Origin of the sequence: Megasphaera sp. ASD88, assembly GCF_002287425.1 — a bacterium.
Taxonomy (GTDB): domain Bacteria; phylum Bacillota; class Negativicutes; order Veillonellales; family Megasphaeraceae; genus Megasphaera; species Megasphaera stantonii.
The window spans coordinates 176,552-193,915 of the sequence record NZ_NQXW01000003.1 but is presented as its reverse complement, the minus strand read 5'-3'; the positions used below and the strand labels follow the sequence as shown (position 1 = coordinate 193,915).

Genomic DNA, 17,364 nt, shown 5'->3' with positions numbered 1-17,364 from the left:
AAACTTCTGATTTTTACTGACATATGGCACTCCTTTGTGTTACAATACCCATGGTTACAGTTTTTTATATATGAGCCGTCTTCTGCGCCAACAGGGGACGGCTCGTTTCGTTGTCAAATAAGGTCATAGTAGTCATTGGCATTCTCAAAAATAATACTGATGCCCAAATTCATGGCATGGGCGAACTCTGCCATACAGCCCTTAGACTGCTGCCAATCGCCGCAGAGGAGCAATATATCGCAGCGCTTCAACAGCTGCAAGCACTTTTGCAGTCCCGTCAAATACGGCGTGCCGGTATACATAAATCCCTGCTGATGGATTGGCGACACGTATACAGCATGAAGTAAATCCTCTACCGGTACGCCGACAATAGTAGACGGCATGTCATACACCGGTATATTGTCATTTGCCTTCTTTTCCGCAACCAGCGGATGGTCCCCCGATACCAGGCTTTCAATAATCTTTTGTACAGCCTCCGCATTCTCTGGCTTGCCGCCGTATGGATGGGCTACATAGACAAGCTTAATCTTATTCGTCATAGATACCTCCTAGTGAATAATCCATCCAGCCTGATACATGATACAGGCCACGACTGTGAACAATACAAGCAGCCCGCCGAGAAACAGTGCTAACCCCTGCAGTTTACGGGCATCCTCTTCCAGCTGCATAACGTACTGCCAGTTCTTGACCGACAAACCGTTGAACGTTTCCGGATTGGGAACTGGATAGTACTTCGTATCACCCGTAACCGGGTCTTTATTAACCCATGCCGGCACGACGGGCTTCTGCAGGTTTGAAAACGCCACGCCGGCCGCCCGGTCAATCATCTTGTAGTCGTCCGCTTCATTGCGCATGTTCCTGTTCCTCCATTTCTTGTTTAACTTCATCTAACGCCTCACGGTTCAGGTCTTCCAATAAATCTTGTACCTCTTTACGTGACATGCTGTACTCAAGGCCCACAGACAATACATGCTTTACCGCGTTGACGACACGCTGCGCCTGTACGGCCCTGATGCTGACCCCGCCGAGCATACCGAGAGTCGGTTTGCGGGCTTCCTGATGCGCTTCTTTCATGAGCGCTTTCAGTTCCGCCAGCATGGCGGCTTTTTCGTTTCTATTCAATCTCTTCCCATCCTTTCTTTCGCGCATAAGCGTCTAAATCGGCTTGCGCGTCCTTTTTGGTATTCCGCCATGGCAGCTGTGGCATATGTCGCCACGACAACATACCCGGTTGCAAATACCAACCTTTAAAAGCACAGCCTTCAAGTCCAGGCATAACCTGATAGAGCCATCCGCGGGAATCCTTGTACTGTTTCATGGTGTTTTACCTCCGCTTTCATACGTTTTAATCGTCAGAACTCTGCCGTCTGGCAACTCAATAGCTGTCATATCTGTGCAGACAAGCCACGGTCCCGTCTGGGCAGGTTTGGAAACCGTAGTAACATCGATGTCGTCCATCACACCGTATCACCTCTCTTTACGATCCGCCCGTCCGGCAGCCGCACGGGCTTGCCGTCATACACATGCCGCCGCCAGTACCGCATCAGCGGCCGGGGCCAGTGCACGGTTTCGTAAATGCTGTCCGCTGCCGGCGTGCCGCGGGCGATGTACCTGCGCGGCGGCCGGCCGTGGTCGCGGACGTAATCCGCCAGTGTGTACGTCATGACGCTTCACCGGCTTTCTGCTGTTTCTCCCACTCCTCCCACTCCTCGAAGGCCTTTACGTTCTCCGGGTCGCGGAAAAACTCGATAATGTCTCTAATAAATTGTTCCATTGCATTACTCCGTTCGTGATATACTGAAAATAAAAAGGATGTGAGTAAAATGAAGCGAGATTTGAATTTAATTCGCAACATCTTGCTAGAAACGGAAGCTGCACCGTCCGATACGTTAACGGTCTACGCCATTGCAGATAAATACCATGTGGACCCCGATTTAGTAGCCTATCAGCTTGATTTATTAGCTGAGGCTGGCTTTCTTAAAGTCAGAGGACTTACGATCGCCTGGACTCCGGATACTCGCAAATACGATGATGAACGTATCAACAGGCTTACATTGGAAGGCCATAATTATCTTGATGCGATACGAAACGATACTGTATGGCAAAATACCTTAGCAGAACTGCGAAATATCGGCATCTCCGTTTCATTTGAAATAGTAAAAGAAATCGCTTCGAACTACTTAAAACGTATGCTCGGCCTCTGATTTTATACCATCCAACACAGATAAGGTCTTTACTGTATCATCGGTCATATAGGCCACAGCACGCCCTGTCATGTGCAACTTATTTGTTGAAGCCTTCATCTCGTAAAGCATGTCAGCTTTACGACTTAAAATCCGCCATTCACTTTCGGTAACGCCGTCCAGCAGTTCAAAAAACTGTTGGATTTTTTCTTTTTCCATCTCTACCGCCTCCTATACGGTATACGTCGCAGTGCCCCAGCGGCGATTGACTTTGCATGGAACCCCCAGCTTTTCGCAGATAATATCTGCTTCATAGCTGGCATCGTTGCCCCAGCCTAACGTGAGGGAGCCGCGTTTCAGCAGGCTGAAGATCTTCCATGCCACGTCGTACTTGCCTTGTTTGACAAGTTCGGCGTGTTTAATCTTGAGTTGTAATCGTTTCGACATTTTCATGTTCTAACCTCCTCTACGGCAAAACTTCTTGATTCAGTTTTTCTGAACTTTGCGGGTAAAAAAATAGTCGAACGCATCCGCATCCCGTATTTGTAAAAGATGACAGGCCAGTACTATTTCATCTTGGGTAAACTTATTGACGTTATTAAGACGCTGGCTTAACGCTGTTGCGCTAAGCTTTAACGCCGCCGCAAAGTTTTCTTGAGTACCAAATTTTTCTTTTATGCGTCCCCGTAATTTGCTGTAGTCATAAGCCATCTTTACACCTCCTTTTCAGAATTTCTGAACTAATATTATCACGGGGCATCTAATTAGTCAATACTTAGTTTAAGATTTTCTGAAAAGTTTTATAGTTTTTCTGAATTTTTTATTGCCTTTTCTGAACTTATATAGTATTATCTAAAATATAAGAAGGGAGTTTAATCATGAAAATATCAAATTTTGCTAAAAGATTAAAAGAAGCAATGGATATTAGAAAAGTAAGCCAAACTGAATTACATGAAAAAACTGGAATTGGTAAACCATCTATAAATGCTTACTTGAAGGGCGAATACAAAGCAAAACAAGATAAGGTAGATTTAATTGCAGAAGCTTTAAGGGTTGACCCTACCTGGCTAATAGGTTATGACGTTCCGATGGAGCGCTCCAGTCGTGAATCCTTTGGCAACGGCTACTACACCGATCCGGAAACGGCAGAGTTGGCGGAAAAGCTGCGTACCGATCCGGACATGAAGATATTGTTTTCGGCGGCCAAGGATTTAACCCCCGAAGAGATGCAGCAGGCTGCTGATTATGTAAATTACCTGAAAATTAAGGGGCGCAATAAGTGAACATAAACATCGTTATAACCCGTCTTACGCCGCACGTAAAAGCCATGACCACGCCTAACGACGACGGCACCTATACGATTATCGTCAACGATCATTTACCACGCGAAGAAGCCATCAAGGAAGTCGTCCACGAGCTGACGCATATCGAAGGCAACGACTTTTCCGCCGAAGCCCAGGCGACGCTATTAGAAGAAATGGTCCGCCGAAACACCGAAGACTGCGATGTAGGAAAATTCAATTTTTTCTATCATTATGTGAGTGCGTAAAAGGATTTAGAAAACAAATGAAAAATATCTTAACCGAAATCGACACGCTAAAAAATACACTACGAAGCCTGCGCCCACTAAGTAAGGCCGAGCTGCAGCGGCTGCGTGATGAATTTATCATCGAAACGACATACAATTCCAACGCCATCGAAGGCAACACCCTCACCCTTCGTGAGACGGCTCTTATCCTGCAGGAAGGCATTACCATTGCCGAAAAGCCCCTGCGCGACCATCTCGACATCATCGGCTTCAAGGACGCTTTCTATTACATCATCGACTTGGCATCGCATAATACGCCACTGACAGAAGAAACGGTCAAGACGATCCATTCCCTCGTCCTGATGAACGACCGGGAAAACCGCGGCAAGTATCGAAACGTTCCTGTCCGTATCCTCGGCGCGCTCCATACGCCGCCGCAGCCGTATATGGTGCAGCCGGCCGTCGAGCAGCTGATCCGGCAGTATGAATCGTGGAAACAGGAAAAGCACATCATTGAAGCCGTCGCCCTGCTTCACCTCGAATTTGAATCCATCCACCCATTTATTGATGGTAACGGCCGCACAGGACGCCTACTGCTGAATTTCGAGCTGATAAAAAACGGCCTGCTTCCCGTCGACATCAAATTTACAGACCGCCGCAAGTATTACGATTGTTTCGACGCTTACCACGCCGACAATAAAAATCCAGAGAAGATGGTATCGCTCATCGCCGAATACGAAAAGGCCGAATTAGAACGATACATCGAAATTATCAAGCAATAAAAAAAATCCCGCCACCGTGCTACCAACACGATGACGGGAAGCGCCGATAGTACTACCAATACTGTTCGGCAAATATAATCAAACCTTAGCCAATAAGGGGCTGATTACGTCTATTATTATAGCATATGAGCCCCTTTATTCACCATACATAAAGGAGGCTTATTTTTATGTCTAAATTAGCTGTTATTTACGCCCGTTTTTCGTCCGACAAGCAAAGAGAAGAAAGTATCGAAGGCCAGATCCGCGAGTGCACCGCCTTCGCAGAAGCTAACGATATTAAAATCGTCGGCACGTACATCGACCGCGCTATGTCAGCTAGAACCGATAAACGGCCTGATTTTTTACGTATGATTGCTGACAGTGCAAAGGGGGTTTTTGAATATGTCCTCGTCTATCAACTGGACCGTTTTTCCCGGAATCGCTATGACAGCGCAGTCTATAAAAACAAACTGAAGAAAAACGGAGTCCGCGTATTATCGGCAAAAGAAAACATCCGCGATGACCCGTCCGGCATTATCCTGGAATCGGTCATCGAAGGCTACGCTGAATATTACAGCGCCGAGCTGTCCCAAAAGGTCACGCGTGGCATGACTGATAATCTGCTTGAGAAAAAATGGACTGGCGGCTTAGTCCCGCTGGGCTACCGCACGAAAAAAGACGGAACCCTGGCCATAGATCCCGCCGGCGCCGCGGCCGTCACAAGCAGCTACAAACAATTTATTGCCGGGAAAACAGTGCCGCAGATTATCGACTATTTAAACGAGCACAATTACCGCACAACGATGGGCACGCGGTTTAATCGCAACAGCCTGAGCCGCGTGCTGAGAAATAAAATTTATACCGGCACTTTTTCATGGGGCGGCACAGAATATCCCGACTTCGCGCCGCGGATCATCAGCGATACGACGTACCAGGCTGCCCAGGCTATTTTCAATGCCCGCAAAAAGAATTCCGGGAAAGAAGTCGTTCAGCGCAGATGTCCCGATGCATATGCCCTGACAGGTAAAATCTACTGCGGTATATGCGGCATGGCTATGACAGGCATGGCCGGCCGTTCCCGCAGCGGGGCGATGTACCATTATTACCGCTGTTCTAGTAAAAACAACAGCAAAGAAAAAGCCCGGCGAGAAAAAATCATCTGCTCGTCCCGTAGCGTAAACCGCGATAAGCTCGAAAAACTCGTCCTCGATACGACTGTGCAGATACTCAGCAGTCCTGAAGCGTTGCATTGCATCGCCGAGCAGGCCGTTAAAGCGCAGGAAAACGCCCCGCAGGCTGCCGAAGTCAAACGCTTAGAAGTACTCATCGGCGATGTAGAAAAACGCCTGCAAAACTCGATCCGCGCCGTCGAATCCGGTATTATTTCCGACACCATCGCCCGGAATATCCGCCAGTACGAAGATGAGCTCGCAGGACTAAAAACACAGCTGGAAATGGCAAAACTAGATACAGGCTTTAAGATTACGGCCGAAGCTGTTGAATATTTTTTGAAAGAAATGGTAAAGAAAAATGACAGATATAAACTTGATACATTCCAAGCCTTTATCCGTCGTATCGTCATTACCGGAGACAAGGTAGAGATTTACTACAATTACCATTCTGTCCCCAATATACTCAAAAACCCCGTCAACAAAATGTTGACAGGGTGTTCGAGTAGCATTGCTATGGTGACCCGGTAGGGATTCGAACCCTAGACCTACTGATTCGTAGTCAGTCACTCTATCCAGCTGAGCTACCGAGTCATATCTTAACGACTTATATAGTATAGTAAATTTTTTTTCATTTGTCAATACGTTTTTTATATAAAATGGGGAAAGAGCGGCGCTCCTTCCCCATTTGCTCCATCGTATTGATGATTTCCAGTTACATGACGCCGGCATCCTTCATCATCTGCGTTAAGAATTCTTTTACCTTCGGGCTGGCGTCTACCATAGGCAGGCGGAATGCGCCGGCCGGCAGGCCGAGCATGTTGCAGCAGGCCTTGATCGGCGTCGGGTTTACGGTGCAGAAGATACCCGTCATAACCGGCAGGTATTTCTGATGCAGTTCCATGGCCTTTTTGATGTCGCCGTCTTTATAGGCCTGAACCATTTCGTTCATCTCCTTGCCGATGATATGGGACGCAACGCTGATAACGCCGCAGCCGCCGACGGACAAAATCGGCAGGGTCAGGTTATCTTCGCCGCTGTATACGTAGAAATCATCGTCTGTGTCGCGGGCAATCGTCGTAGCTGCGTTCAAATCGCCGCTGGCTTCCTTGATGCCGACGATATTCTTGAAGTCATGGGCCAGCTTGACGACCGTAGCCGCTTCAATCTTGCCGCCCGTACGGCCCGGTACATTGTAGATCAGAATCGGCATATCCGTCGCCTTCGCAAGGGCCGCAAAGTGGGCGTAGCAGCCGTCCTGATTCGGCTTGTTGTAATAGGGAACGATGGCCAGGAAGCAGTCTACTCCCGTCTTTTCCGCTTTTTTCATGAATTCGATCGTCTGCGCCGTATTGTTCGTGCCTACGTTGGCCATGACCATCACTTTATCGCCTACGGCGGCGGAGATGTCCGTAAAGAGCTTTAATTTTTCCTCTTCCGTCATCGTAGCGCCTTCGCCGGTCGTACCGGCTACGAGAATGCCATCGGAGCCGTTTTCGCAGTAATACTGTGCTAATTTGACGGCGCCTTCGTAATTGACGGACTCGTCTTCATGAAACGGCGTAATCATAGCCGTGATAACGTTGCCAAATGTTAACATACCAATTCGCTCCTCTCTACTTTACCATATCACGAGCCAGCATATATTCGGCGATCTGCAGGGCGTTCAGTGCGGCGCCCTTGCGGATTTGGTCGCCCGATACCCACAAGTTGACGGCTTTGGGATTGTACAGGTCCTTGCGGATGCGGCCTACGTAGCAGTCGTATTGTTCCGACGTATACATGGGCATGGGATATTCCATTTCGGCCGGATTGTCCTGTACCTGCGCGCCCGGGAAGGCGTCGATAGCCTTGCGGATCGCGTCGACAGTCAATTCATCCTGTGTTTCTACGTAAATGGATTCGGCATGGCTGCGGAAAACGGGAACGCGGACGGTTGTCGCCGTAATGGCGATAGTATCGTCGTGAAGCATCTTATGGGTTTCATTGACCATCTTCATTTCTTCCTTCGTATAATCGTTTTCCATGAATTTATCAATCTGCGGAATCAGGTTAAACGCGATGGGATAGTGCTTCGGCAGGCTCTTGCTCGGCAGGATCTGCGGGTTCATGGCTTCGCCCTTGAGGTAGGCCTGCGTTTCTTCCTGCAGCTCATCGATGCCTTCTTTGCCGGCGCCGGACACGGCCTGATAGGTGCTGACGATAATCTTTTTGATCGGCGACAAGTCGTGAATTGGCTTCAAGGCCATGAGCATGATGATCGTCGAGCAGTTCGGATTGGCTATGATGCCCTTATGCCAGGCAATGTCTTCCGGATTGACTTCAGGAACGACAAGGGGCACGTCCGGATCCATGCGGAACGTGCTGGAATTATCGATGACGATACAGCCCCGTTTAGCAGCTTCAGGCCCCAAGGTCTTGCTGATAGAACCGCCGGCAAACAAGCCGATATCTACGCCGTCGAAAGATTCGGGCTTCGCTTCTTCTATCGTGTATTCCTGACCGTTAACGGTCAGCGTCTTGCCTGCCGAACGGGCCGACGCCAGCAGCTTCAGCTTGCTGTACGGAAAATTTCGTTCTTCAATCAGGCGGATAAATTCTTGTCCAACTGCACCTGTGGCGCCTAAAATCGCTACTACCGGTTCTTTTGCCATACTAAAAACCCCTCCAACATCTTACGTCTTATAAATAATTTTCCAAGCCAAAGGTCAGGCCCGGCCGCGAGCTTACCTTCTTCACAGCCAAAATGACTCCGGGCATGAACGATTTGCGGTCGACAGAATCGTGCCGGATCGTCAGCAGCTCACCGTAGCCGCCGAACAGTACCTGCTGATGGGCTACATAGCCGGGAAGGCGGACGCTGTGAATAGGAATGTCGTCCACTTTTGCACCGCGGGCGCCGTCCAGGCTTTCGTGCGTTTTATCCGGAGCCTGCTGGGCATTGGCAGCCTTACGGGCCGCGTCGATTTTATTAGCCGTCATGATGGCCGTGCCGGACGGAGCGTCCAGCTTATTATTATGGTGAAGCTCGATGATTTCTACATCGGGAAGATAGGGCGCAACTTCCTCCGACAGCTTCATCATCAAGACGGCTCCGATCGAAAAGTTCGGCGCAATGAAAATGCTCGTCTTGCGCTGTTCCGCCAAGACAGCCAATTCGCCGCGCTGTTCCGCCGTCAGGCCCGTCGTGCCGACGACCATGTTGATGCCGTGTTCAATGCAGGTCTTGGCGTTTTCAAAGATAACCTTAGGCGTCGTAAAATCTACGACGACGTCCGGCTTGATGTCGTCCAGAGCCTGGCCTAAGCCTTTGCGGATAGCGATTCCCAGCGTACCGACACCGGCCAGTTCGCCGGCGTCTCTGCCGATATTCGTCACGCTGACGCCGCCGACAAATTCTAAATCCTTATCTTCATATACGGCTTTGACGACCTGGCTTCCCATGCGGCCGTCCGCGCCGTTTACCAATACGCGAATCATGATTGTTCACCATCCTAATTTTACTTAATTAAAGATTACCATTAATATATACCTATTATGCAATTTCGTCAATAGAATCACTTTAAATCTTGTCGTTCCGCACCTGCCGCACGATTTGCTTGGCCGCCTCGATGCTGGCCTCCGTCGCGTCGTCGCCGGCAAACATGCGGGCGATTTCCAAGACGTGGTCTTCTGCCGACAACGGGCGAACTTGCGAAACGGTCCGGCCGTCTGCTTCCCTCTTATAGATGAAATAATGATGGTCGGCTATGGCCGCTGTCTGCGGCAGGTGGGTAATGCACAATACCTGATTGTCCCGTCCCAGGCGCCGGATGTGCTCGGCTACCTTCAAGCCCGTCTGCCCGCTGATGCCGACGTCGATTTCGTCGAAGATCATCGTCTGCCCGCCGGCCGAGGCCGCGCTCGATTTCAGCGCCAGGGCAATACGGGAAATTTCGCCGCCCGAGGCGATTTTCGCCAGAGGCTGCATGGCTTCGCCCGTATTGGCCGAGAAATACAATTCGATGGAAGCCGCCCCGTCAGGAAGGATTTTTTCCATAGGCTCGATGTGAAAGGCGATGCGGCTGTTCGGCATGCCTAATTGATGAAGGGTCTCTTCCATGGCCTGACGAAAGGAGGCGTCCGCTTCCCGCCGCAGCAAAAGCAGCCGTTCGGCCTGTCGCCGCAGGCCCTGTTCCTGCCGCTTGATTTTAGCCTGAAGCTCCGCCAGCAGGCTTTCCGATTGGTCGAGCCGTTCGTATTCGCCCTTGGCTTTGGCCAAAAAGGCCAGTATTTCTGCAATCGTAAGGCCGTATTTCCGCTTGAGCTTGTCGATTGCCGCCAAGCGGGACTGCATAGCATCGAGAGCCCGTTCGTCAAACTCAAAGGAATCGGCATACCGCATCAGTCCGTCGTGCACGTCTTCTACCTCATAGGACAGCGTTTCCACCTTAGACGCCAAGTCGGCAAAGGCCGTATCGTAGGCGGAGGCCTTTTCCAGGCAGCGATGTATTGTCTCCAGCTGTTCGACGATACCCTTCTGCCGTTCGCCCCCTTCCAGGCAAAATACAGCTTCCTTCAAATTGTCTTTAATATGCTCGGCATGAGATGCGGCGCGCACCTTTTTTTCCAGCTCGTCGTCTTCGCCGATTTGCAGCTGGGCGCTTTCAATTTCCTTGATTTGGAAATCGAGAATACTGGTCATGCGCGCCTTTTCGCCTTCGTCGTGCTGCAGCTTCCGCGCCTGCTGGCACAGGGAACGCCACGCGCCGTACATTTCGTCATACCGGCGCCGCTCCTGCTGCAGCTCCGGCGTCAGCGAATCCAGTATGCCGACGTGGTAGGCCGGGTCAAAGATGAGGCGGTTGTCGAACTGGCCGTGTATGTCGAGAAGGTATTCGCCAATGCGCTTGACGACGGCAGTCGGCACCAGCGTGCCGTTCACCAGCGTCGTACCCCTGCCGCTGCGGTAAAACTGCCGGCAGATGACAAGCTGGCCGTCGTCGCATTCGATGTGGTTTTCTTCCAGCAGACGGGCCAAATGTTCGTCTATTACAGAAAAAAAGAACGCGCCTTCAACACGAAAGGCGTCCGTGCCCTGCCGCACGAACGATGCTGAAGCGCGTTTTCCCGCCAACATGCCGATTGCATCGAGAAGAATAGATTTGCCGGCGCCGGTTTCGCCGGTAAAAATCGTAATGCCCTCGCCGAAAGAAAGCTGCAGATCTTCTATTAACGCAAAATTATGTATGTGCAGCGATTGCAGCATAAGCGCCTCATTCTTTCATCAGCGACACGATTAATTTTACCAGCTGCGGCACCGTTTCCGCGTTGTTCGTAATGATGAGAATCGTATCGTCGCCGGCTAAGGTCCCGATAATGCTTTCCCATTTCGCGTGGTCGATAGCCGAAGCCACCATGCTGGCCGAGCCCGGCAGCGTATGAACGACGATTTGGTTAAAGGCCGAGTCGACGCGGACGATAGAATCCTGGAACAGGCGGGCCATGCGGTTTTTGGACATGAGCATGTTCTGTTCCGGCGACAGGGCGTACCGATAATGGCCGTCACTGGTCGGAACCTTGATGAGCATGAGTTCTTTAATATCGCGCGACACCGTCGCCTGCGTGACTTCAATCCCTTCTTCCTGCAGGGCTTTTGCCAGCTCTTCCTGCGTTTCAATCGGACGGGACTGCACTATTTCCTTTATCTTCGTATAGCGAAATCGTTTCATGTTAGCTTACCCTCTTTTCTGTACAATATATAAAACAGGCGGACAATGTATTTGGTTGATTGGCTGCCACAGGGACACGTCAAATTCCCGCTGCGGCACGGATTGGAGAAAACGGCGAAGAGCCTTTTCCTCCTGAGCCCCGGCCTCGGTGCCGGGATAGGCCGCTATCATAATTATCCCATTTATCGCAATTTTATGCAAGCATATTTTTATAGCTTTTATCGTCGTTTCACTTTTCGTATGAATCCCATGGTCCCCCGAAGGCAAATATCCCAGGTTAAACACGGCGATATCAATGGGCTCGGCAATGTGCCCGACTAAGTCGTCGTGAGACCCCTGACGATACACGACGGTCTTATGGGACAAGCCCAGGCTGTCCAGCCGCTCTTTCGTCCTGGCGACAGCGCAGTTCTGGATATCAAAGGCATACAAGACGGCGTCGTCCTTCATCAAGGAGGCCAAAAAAGCCGTGTCGTGCCCGTTGCCGCAGGTCATATCGACGAGGACCTGCGCCTCCGGCACGTAGGGCTGCAGCAGCATGTGGGACATAGCTACGACATTTTTAAACGGATATGCTTTCATTTACTCATTTCCCATCATCTTTTTAAACAAATTGCCGTAAAAATAGCTTTGGTTAAACCGCACGATGTTCAGCACGTCGTCGGATTTTTTGACGTGAAGCACAGCGGAGCGCAGCAGCTCCTGGTCCATCATGCCGTCGACGGAAATGCGGACGCTGTTGCGGCTGTTGTCGACGGTAAAGCTGAGCTCGTCCCTGTCGCTTAGCACCAGCGGCACTTTCAGCAGCAGGTGCGGGCAGATGGGCGTCACCATGATGCACTTGACCTGGGGGGAGACGATGGGGCCGCCGCTGGAAAAGGTATAGCCCGTGCTGCCCGTCGCCGTCGACACGACGAGGCCGTCGCCGGGAAACTGCTGGATAAACTGCCCGTTAATGCTCATGTCGACGCGGATCAGCTTGCCTACGTTGCCGTGGCCGATGACAATATCGTTCAGCGCCGGCGGCAGATGCTGACATGTGCCGTCTTCGTAGCACAAATCAGCCTGAAGCATCATGCGCTCCTCCATGAAATACCGGCCGGCGATGAGGTCTGCAATCCGCTGCTCCAAGGTACTTGTCTCCACTTCGTACAAAAAGCCCAGGGAGCCCAGGTTGACGCCGCAAATCGGCACGCCGGCCTCGGCAAACTGCTTCGACATTTTCAGAATCGTGCCGTCGCCGCCGAGCACCATAGCCACGTCGATGGATTCGTATATTTTTTTCTGCGGCCGCAAATGAGACGCGCCGATATGGCGGTACAGCGCCTGCCGGCTTTCGCCGACATAGGCCGGCAAGTAGTATTCGACGCCCTGGTCCTCGCAAATCGCGATGATCTGCCGGACGATATCGGCGCTCTCTCGTTTTACCAGATTGGGAAATATGCCAATGCGCATACGCTATCACCTACATTTCATGAGAACGGGTTACGATGTCTTCGATTACATCGTCGCTTATTTCATTGCGGACGGCCCCTCCTTTTTTGCTGTACAGCAAATATTCGATATTGCCGTCGGCCCCTTTGATCGGTGAAAAGGTCAGGGCCAGGGGCGATATGCCGCAGGCTGCAATGCCGTCGGTCACGCGGCGGATGACGTCGCGGTGCACGCCGCTGTCCCGGACGATGCCGCCCTTGCCGACATGCTCGCGCCCCGCTTCAAATTGGGGCTTGATCAGCGTGACCATGGAGCCTCCGTCAGCCAGCAGCGGCGCGACGGCCGACATGATCTTGAGCAGGGAAATAAACGACACGTCGATGGAAATAAAATCGACGGGCTCGCCGATGTCTTCTACCGTGACGTTGCGGATATTAGTCCGCTCCATATTGACGACCCGTTCGTCCGTGCGCAGTTTCCAGGCCAGCTGGCCGTACCCCACGTCGACGGCGAATACCTTGGCCGCCCCGTTCTGCAGGGCGCAGTCCGTAAACCCGCCTGTCGACGCGCCGATATCCATCATCGTCACGCCCGTCAGGTCGATAGGAAAGGTTTCCATCGCTTTTTCCAGCTTCAATCCGCCTCTGCCGACGTAGGGAATGGGATTGCCCTTCACCGCTACTTCGGCGTCGACGGAAATCTTCGTTCCCGCCTTGTCGACGCGCTGATTTTTAACGAATACGAGGCCTGCCATAATAGCAGCCTTTGCCTTTTCCCGGCTTTCCGCCAGCCCTCGTTCGACGAGCAGCACGTCGAGCCGTTCTTTTTGCTGCATACTTTCCTCTCCTTACTTCGTACGGACGAGCATATGCGACACGAGGTCCCGCAGGAACCAAGCCTTCGGTCCCAGCGGTTCTACGGCGGCCGTCGCTTTTTCCGCCGCTTCCTCCGCCATGCGCCGCGCTTCGTCTAATGAAAAAATCGTAACATACGTAGCCTTGTCGTTTTTTGCATCGCTGCCGACAGGTTTCCCCAGCGAAGCTTCGTCGCCGACGACATCGAGAATGTCGTCGGTAATCTGGAAGGTCAGGCCCATGTAAAAGGCGTATGTATCCAGAGCTTTTTTCTGCGCTTCGCCGGCATCGCCCAGTACAGCTGCCAATTCAATCGCCGCTTTAAAAATGATGCCGGTTTTAGAATAGTGGAGAAGCTCTAAGCCTTCGCGGCCGATGGACGTATTGCCTTCCGACGCCAGATCAAAGGCCTGGCCGCCTACCATGCCGGCCGGTCCGGCCGCATGGGCAAAGATGGCGATGCACCGCGCCAATTTAGCCGCGTCGATATGGGTCTGCGCCGCCATGAGCTCGAAGGCATAGGTAAGCAGGCCGTCGCCAGCCAAAATCGCCGTGCCTTCGCCGAACACGACGTGATTCGTCGGCTTGCCACGCCGCAGGTCGTCGTCGTCCATGGCCGGCAAGTCGTCGTGGATGAGCGAATAGGAATGAACGCATTCCAAAGCGCAGGCCAGATCTATATACGGTTCCGAATCCTTGCCCAAGGCTTCCAGCGTAGCCAGAAGCAATATCGGCCGGATGCGCTTTCCGTCGGCCAGCAGGCTGTAATTCATCGCCTTATACAGCTGGGCAAACTGCGGCACGTCCGTCTGGAGCAGCGTTTCCAGCCGGCTGTCTATGCGGCCCTTCTGTTCCTTCATATAGTCTGCAAAATTCATAAGCCTAACGTCCCTTCTTCCAAGGTTTGGTCTGACGAATCGTCCTCTTCGGCCCGTTCGTGAATCTCTGCCAGAGCCTGGGCCCGCTGTTTGGCATATTCCAGCGCGCTTTCGCAAGCTTCGGAAAGTTTGATGGCCTTTTCATATAAGTCCAGCGATTCCTTGAGCGTCAAGTCCGGCGAATCCAGGGCCTTGACCACTTCTTCCAGCTTTTCATAGTTCGCTTCAAAATTCTTTAGTTTATCCGTCGTTCTTGCCATATATGTCTACCTCTTTGATTTCCGTCGTAATTGCGCCGTCTACCAGCTGTATCCGCAGCGGACAGTCTTTGTCCAGCCGGCGGATATCCGCGACGATGCGTCCCTTCTGCTCCAGCTGCCCGTATCCGCGGCGCACGAGAGCCGCCGGGTTCAGGGCCTGCAGCGCAGCCTGCAGACCGGCCATGCGCCCGCCTTTTTCAGCTAAAATCACGTCGAGACGGCGGCTCCCCGTCTGCACCATCTGGCGGATGCGGTCTCGTTTTTCCGTCAAAAAGGCGCCGTACCGCCTCGGCTGCATGCGGGCGGCCAGGTTGGCCGTATTGCGGCGCCGCCCTTCAATCGCGTCCATCAGCATGTCCCAGGCCTGACGGCTCATGGCCGCCAAGTCCAGCTCGATTTCCTCTACGTCGGGAAAAGCCAGTTCGGCCGCATGCGTCGGCGTCGCCGCCCGGATGTCCGCCGCGTAATCGGCCAGCGTCGTATCCGTCTCATGGCCAATAGCCGTAATAACCGGCACCGCCGAGCCGTAAATAGCCTTGACGACGGCGGGACTGTTGAAGCACCACAGATCTTCCATGGAACCGCCGCCGCGCGCCAGAATGAGGACATCCAAATCCCTGCGCGTTCCGGCTTTTGCCACGGCGGCTGCAATTTTTTCTTCGGCTCCTGCGCCCTGCACAGGAATGGGAAACAGGCGGATATCCACGTAGGGATTGCGTTCGGCGGCTATCTTGCGGATATCGTGAAGCACGGCGCCCGTACGCGACGTCAGCACGCCTACAGTCCAGGGAAAGCGGGGAATCGCCTGTTTGTGGGCGGCGTCGAAATACCCGTCCCGCTCCAGTTCATTCTTTATCCGTTCGTATTCGGCCTGCAGCGAGCCTATGCCCTGCGAAAAGAGGCGCTCGATGATAAACGACAACGCGCCGCCTTTTTCGTATACGTTGACCGAGCCGATGACGACGACATGATCGCCTTCGCGGATGCCGTCCATCATCCTCCCGGCACGATTGCGGAATAAGATGGCCCTGATCGAGCAGGCGTCGTCGTGGAGATTCATGTAGTAATGGCCGTTGGACGCCCGCTTCAGGCCGATGATATTCCCTTCCATCGCTACGCTTTGGAGGCGAAAGTCTTTTTGTATATCGTCCTTGATACGCCGGACGACGTCTGTCACTGAGGCATACTTCATTTGCTCTTCCTTTCCTGCCAGGCAGCCCAAAAGGCCGCGCCGGAACCGTTGTCCGCGCTAAAGCCGGCCGGAGGCAGCAGCAGCCTGACATGACGGCGGCGGCAGTAAGCCGCCAATTCGCCCTGCAAATAGGCGTTCGACATGACGCCGCCTACGGCGACGAGAGACTGCATGTCCTCCTTGTCGTCCAGCATGCGGCGCAGGCCGTCCCAGACCGTAGCCAGCGTCCAGCTGCATATTTCGGCAGCCGTGTCGCTGCGCCTGGCAATGCGCCGCTGCCCCTGCGATTCCGGGCCGGAAAAACTGATTTCTCCCTGCCGGCACCACACGTGCGACGGCTTAGCCGGAACTGCCGCAGTCTGAGCCATTTTATCCACATGAACGCCAGCTGGGAAGGGCAGGCCTAGGGCAACGCCGATGCGGTCGATGAACTGACCGGCGCTGATGTCGCTCGTACCGCCGACCCGTTCGATATCGAGTCCCATTGCATCGGGAACGGCTTTGAGCAAATCCGTCGTGCCGCCGGACAGATGAAGGCCGTAAAAGGCCTCCTGTCCAATGCAGCCGGTCGCGCGCAGCGCCGCCAGCAAGTGGTTTTCCTGATGGCTGAGGGTATACAGCGGGACGCGGAGAACGGCAGCCAGAGAACGGCCGTAGCCCAATCCGGCTAAAAAGGCCGGCATGTATGAATCTTCACGCCGCCGCGGCTTATCCGTGACGCCGACAGCGCGAATCACGCAGGACTCCAGCTGCGGCGCAAGCCGTTCGAACAGCACGGGCAGGTTCCGCATATGCTGATATACCATGTTCGACTGGGATAAGCCGCGCCCGCCCTGGGGCACGGTCAAAATAATCCGTTCGTCGGCAACGACGTCGAAATGCGAGTCGACTACGCACAGCGACGTCGTATAGCAGCTCGTGTCGATGCCCAAAAACGCGTCCATTACGACCGGGACCTCACATAGGCGCCCAAAATGCCGTTGATGAATTTAGCCGCTTTTTCGCCGCTGTATTCTTTGGCCAGCAAGATCGCCTCGTTCAGCACGATGGACGGAGCCGTTTCCTCCTTGGGGTATACGATCTCGCACAAGGCCAGCCGCATGATGTTTTTATCAGTATGATTCATGCGGGATACGTTCCAGCCTTTGGCAAAAGACTGAATGACGCCGTCCAGCTCTTCCTTATGAGCCGTAACCGTCTGCACGAGATAGTCGCAATAGGCACCTTCGTCGCCGCCGTCGCTAAGTTCCGCCGCGCTATCGGCTGCATCGTCAGGCGCCGCGCCGTCTTCTTCAAAAATTTCTTTTTCTTTATATTGTATGTCGTTTTCGCCGTGGAATTCGCGGGAAAACAAAAGTTCCAGCGCCTGCTGGCGCGCTTTATGTCTGCTCACG

The 17,364-nt window shown here is 52.8% G+C and carries 26 protein-coding genes and 1 tRNA gene; 5 read left to right on the top strand and 22 right to left on the bottom strand.

Features of this window, described 5'->3' with window-relative positions; all coding sequences use genetic code 11:
• Positions 1-113: 113 nt before the first annotated feature.
• The 5 genes from CJ260_RS13095 to CJ260_RS03915 all read right to left on the bottom strand — a co-directional run bounded on the left by CJ260_RS13095 (position 114) and on the right by CJ260_RS03915 (position 1,664).
• Positions 114-539, bottom strand: a complete 426-nt coding sequence (locus CJ260_RS13095; RefSeq protein WP_233127888.1) for a DUF4406 domain-containing protein — start codon at positions 537-539, stop codon at positions 114-116.
• A 9-nt stretch (positions 540-548) separates the two neighbouring features.
• A complete protein-coding gene (locus CJ260_RS03930) occupies positions 549-854 on the bottom strand; it encodes a hypothetical protein (protein WP_095629243.1) in 306 nt (101 codons plus the stop codon).
• Entirely contained in the window at positions 844-1,122 is a 279-nt protein-coding gene (locus CJ260_RS03925) for a hypothetical protein (RefSeq protein ID WP_095629242.1), read from the bottom strand. Before CJ260_RS03925 ends, CJ260_RS03930 begins: the two co-directional genes overlap by 11 nt.
• The gene (locus CJ260_RS03920) at positions 1,115-1,318 is read right to left on the bottom strand and encodes a hypothetical protein (RefSeq protein ID WP_095629241.1); all 204 of its coding nucleotides are present in this window, start codon (positions 1,316-1,318) and stop codon (positions 1,115-1,117) included. The genes CJ260_RS03925 and CJ260_RS03920 overlap by 8 nt, the downstream gene beginning before the upstream one ends.
• Positions 1,319-1,457: 139 nt before the next feature.
• Positions 1,458-1,664, bottom strand: a complete 207-nt coding sequence (locus tag CJ260_RS03915) for a hypothetical protein (RefSeq protein WP_095629240.1) — start codon at positions 1,662-1,664, stop codon at positions 1,458-1,460.
• Between the two features lie 159 nt (positions 1,665-1,823).
• Between CJ260_RS03915 and CJ260_RS03910 the strand changes: the two genes are divergently transcribed.
• Positions 1,824-2,204, top strand: a complete 381-nt coding sequence (locus tag CJ260_RS03910) for a DUF2513 domain-containing protein (RefSeq protein ID WP_095629239.1) — start codon at positions 1,824-1,826, stop codon at positions 2,202-2,204.
• On the opposite strand, the gene CJ260_RS03905 is transcribed toward CJ260_RS03910, so the two are convergent.
• The 3 genes from CJ260_RS03905 to CJ260_RS03895 are packed head-to-tail and all read right to left on the bottom strand — an operon-like array spanning position 2,181 to position 2,894.
• The gene (locus CJ260_RS03905) at positions 2,181-2,402 is read right to left on the bottom strand and encodes a hypothetical protein (RefSeq protein WP_095629238.1); all 222 of its coding nucleotides are present in this window, start codon (positions 2,400-2,402) and stop codon (positions 2,181-2,183) included. The two genes, CJ260_RS03910 and CJ260_RS03905, sit on opposite strands and share 24 nt — an antisense overlap.
• Before the next feature lie 12 nt (positions 2,403-2,414).
• Positions 2,415-2,636 carry a hypothetical protein gene (locus CJ260_RS03900; RefSeq protein WP_095629237.1) on the bottom strand — a complete coding sequence of 74 codons (222 nt, stop codon included), beginning with the start codon at positions 2,634-2,636 and terminating at the stop codon, positions 2,415-2,417.
• Between the two features lie 33 nt (positions 2,637-2,669).
• Positions 2,670-2,894 carry a DUF739 family protein gene (locus CJ260_RS03895; RefSeq protein ID WP_095629236.1) on the bottom strand — a complete coding sequence of 75 codons (225 nt, stop codon included), beginning with the start codon at positions 2,892-2,894 and terminating at the stop codon, positions 2,670-2,672.
• Between the two features lie 167 nt (positions 2,895-3,061).
• Here CJ260_RS03895 and CJ260_RS03890 point away from each other — a divergent pair, with 167 nt between their 5' ends.
• The 4 genes from CJ260_RS03890 (at position 3,062) to CJ260_RS03875 (ending at position 6,172) form a co-directional block, all read left to right on the top strand.
• On the top strand, positions 3,062-3,466 hold the full coding sequence (locus tag CJ260_RS03890; RefSeq protein WP_095629235.1) for a helix-turn-helix transcriptional regulator: 405 nt from the start codon (positions 3,062-3,064) through the stop codon (positions 3,464-3,466).
• Positions 3,463-3,732, top strand: a complete 270-nt coding sequence (locus CJ260_RS03885) for an ImmA/IrrE family metallo-endopeptidase (RefSeq protein ID WP_095629234.1) — start codon at positions 3,463-3,465, stop codon at positions 3,730-3,732. Before CJ260_RS03890 ends, CJ260_RS03885 begins: the two co-directional genes overlap by 4 nt.
• Before the next feature lie 17 nt (positions 3,733-3,749).
• Positions 3,750-4,493, top strand: a complete 744-nt coding sequence (locus CJ260_RS03880; RefSeq protein WP_198947384.1) for a Fic family protein — start codon at positions 3,750-3,752, stop codon at positions 4,491-4,493.
• Between the two features lie 167 nt (positions 4,494-4,660).
• Positions 4,661-6,172 carry a recombinase family protein gene (locus CJ260_RS03875; RefSeq protein ID WP_095629233.1) on the top strand — a complete coding sequence of 504 codons (1,512 nt, stop codon included), beginning with the start codon at positions 4,661-4,663 and terminating at the stop codon, positions 6,170-6,172.
• On the opposite strand, the gene CJ260_RS03870 is transcribed toward CJ260_RS03875, so the two are convergent.
• The 14 genes from CJ260_RS03870 to nusB form a co-directional block, all read right to left on the bottom strand.
• A tRNA-Arg gene (locus tag CJ260_RS03870) sits at positions 6,159-6,235 on the bottom strand. The two genes, CJ260_RS03875 and CJ260_RS03870, sit on opposite strands and share 14 nt — an antisense overlap.
• A gap of 121 nt (positions 6,236-6,356) precedes the next feature.
• Positions 6,357-7,241, bottom strand: a complete 885-nt coding sequence (gene dapA, locus CJ260_RS03865; RefSeq protein WP_095629232.1) for a 4-hydroxy-tetrahydrodipicolinate synthase — start codon at positions 7,239-7,241, stop codon at positions 6,357-6,359.
• 16 nt (positions 7,242-7,257) lie between these two features.
• Positions 7,258-8,295, bottom strand: a complete 1,038-nt coding sequence (locus CJ260_RS03860) for an aspartate-semialdehyde dehydrogenase (protein WP_095629231.1) — start codon at positions 8,293-8,295, stop codon at positions 7,258-7,260.
• 28 nt (positions 8,296-8,323) lie between these two features.
• Positions 8,324-9,121, bottom strand: a complete 798-nt coding sequence (gene dapB, locus CJ260_RS03855) for a 4-hydroxy-tetrahydrodipicolinate reductase (RefSeq protein ID WP_095629230.1) — start codon at positions 9,119-9,121, stop codon at positions 8,324-8,326.
• Positions 9,122-9,203: 82 nt separating this feature from the next.
• Entirely contained in the window at positions 9,204-10,889 is a 1,686-nt protein-coding gene (gene recN, locus CJ260_RS03850; RefSeq protein ID WP_095629229.1) for a DNA repair protein RecN, read from the bottom strand.
• A 7-nt stretch (positions 10,890-10,896) separates the two neighbouring features.
• Complete coding sequence (gene argR / locus CJ260_RS03845) at positions 10,897-11,352, bottom strand: arginine repressor (protein ID WP_087476872.1); 456 nt, start codon at positions 11,350-11,352, stop codon at positions 10,897-10,899.
• Positions 11,353-11,358: 6 nt separating this feature from the next.
• Complete coding sequence (locus CJ260_RS03840) at positions 11,359-11,934, bottom strand: class I SAM-dependent methyltransferase (protein WP_095629228.1); 576 nt, start codon at positions 11,932-11,934, stop codon at positions 11,359-11,361.
• Complete coding sequence (locus CJ260_RS03835) at positions 11,935-12,807, bottom strand: NAD(+)/NADH kinase (RefSeq protein ID WP_087476870.1); 873 nt, start codon at positions 12,805-12,807, stop codon at positions 11,935-11,937.
• A gap of 10 nt (positions 12,808-12,817) precedes the next feature.
• Positions 12,818-13,621 (bottom strand): TlyA family RNA methyltransferase, encoded by an 804-nt coding sequence (locus CJ260_RS03830; RefSeq protein ID WP_095629227.1) that lies wholly within the window; start codon positions 13,619-13,621, stop codon positions 12,818-12,820.
• Between the two features lie 12 nt (positions 13,622-13,633).
• Positions 13,634-14,518, bottom strand: coding sequence for a polyprenyl synthetase family protein (locus CJ260_RS03825; protein WP_095629226.1), 885 nt, complete (start codon positions 14,516-14,518; stop codon positions 13,634-13,636).
• Entirely contained in the window at positions 14,515-14,778 is a 264-nt protein-coding gene (xseB, locus tag CJ260_RS03820; protein WP_087476867.1) for an exodeoxyribonuclease VII small subunit, read from the bottom strand. Before xseB ends, CJ260_RS03825 begins: the two co-directional genes overlap by 4 nt.
• Entirely contained in the window at positions 14,759-15,970 is a 1,212-nt protein-coding gene (gene xseA, locus CJ260_RS03815; protein ID WP_095629225.1) for an exodeoxyribonuclease VII large subunit, read from the bottom strand. Before xseA ends, xseB begins: the two co-directional genes overlap by 20 nt.
• Positions 15,967-16,914, bottom strand: a complete 948-nt coding sequence (locus tag CJ260_RS03810; RefSeq protein WP_095629224.1) for a peptidase — start codon at positions 16,912-16,914, stop codon at positions 15,967-15,969. The genes xseA and CJ260_RS03810 overlap by 4 nt, the downstream gene beginning before the upstream one ends.
• The gene (gene nusB, locus CJ260_RS03805) at positions 16,914-17,363 is read right to left on the bottom strand and encodes a transcription antitermination factor NusB (RefSeq protein WP_095629223.1); all 450 of its coding nucleotides are present in this window, start codon (positions 17,361-17,363) and stop codon (positions 16,914-16,916) included. Before nusB ends, CJ260_RS03810 begins: the two co-directional genes overlap by 1 nt.
• Position 17,364 lies beyond the last annotated feature (1 nt).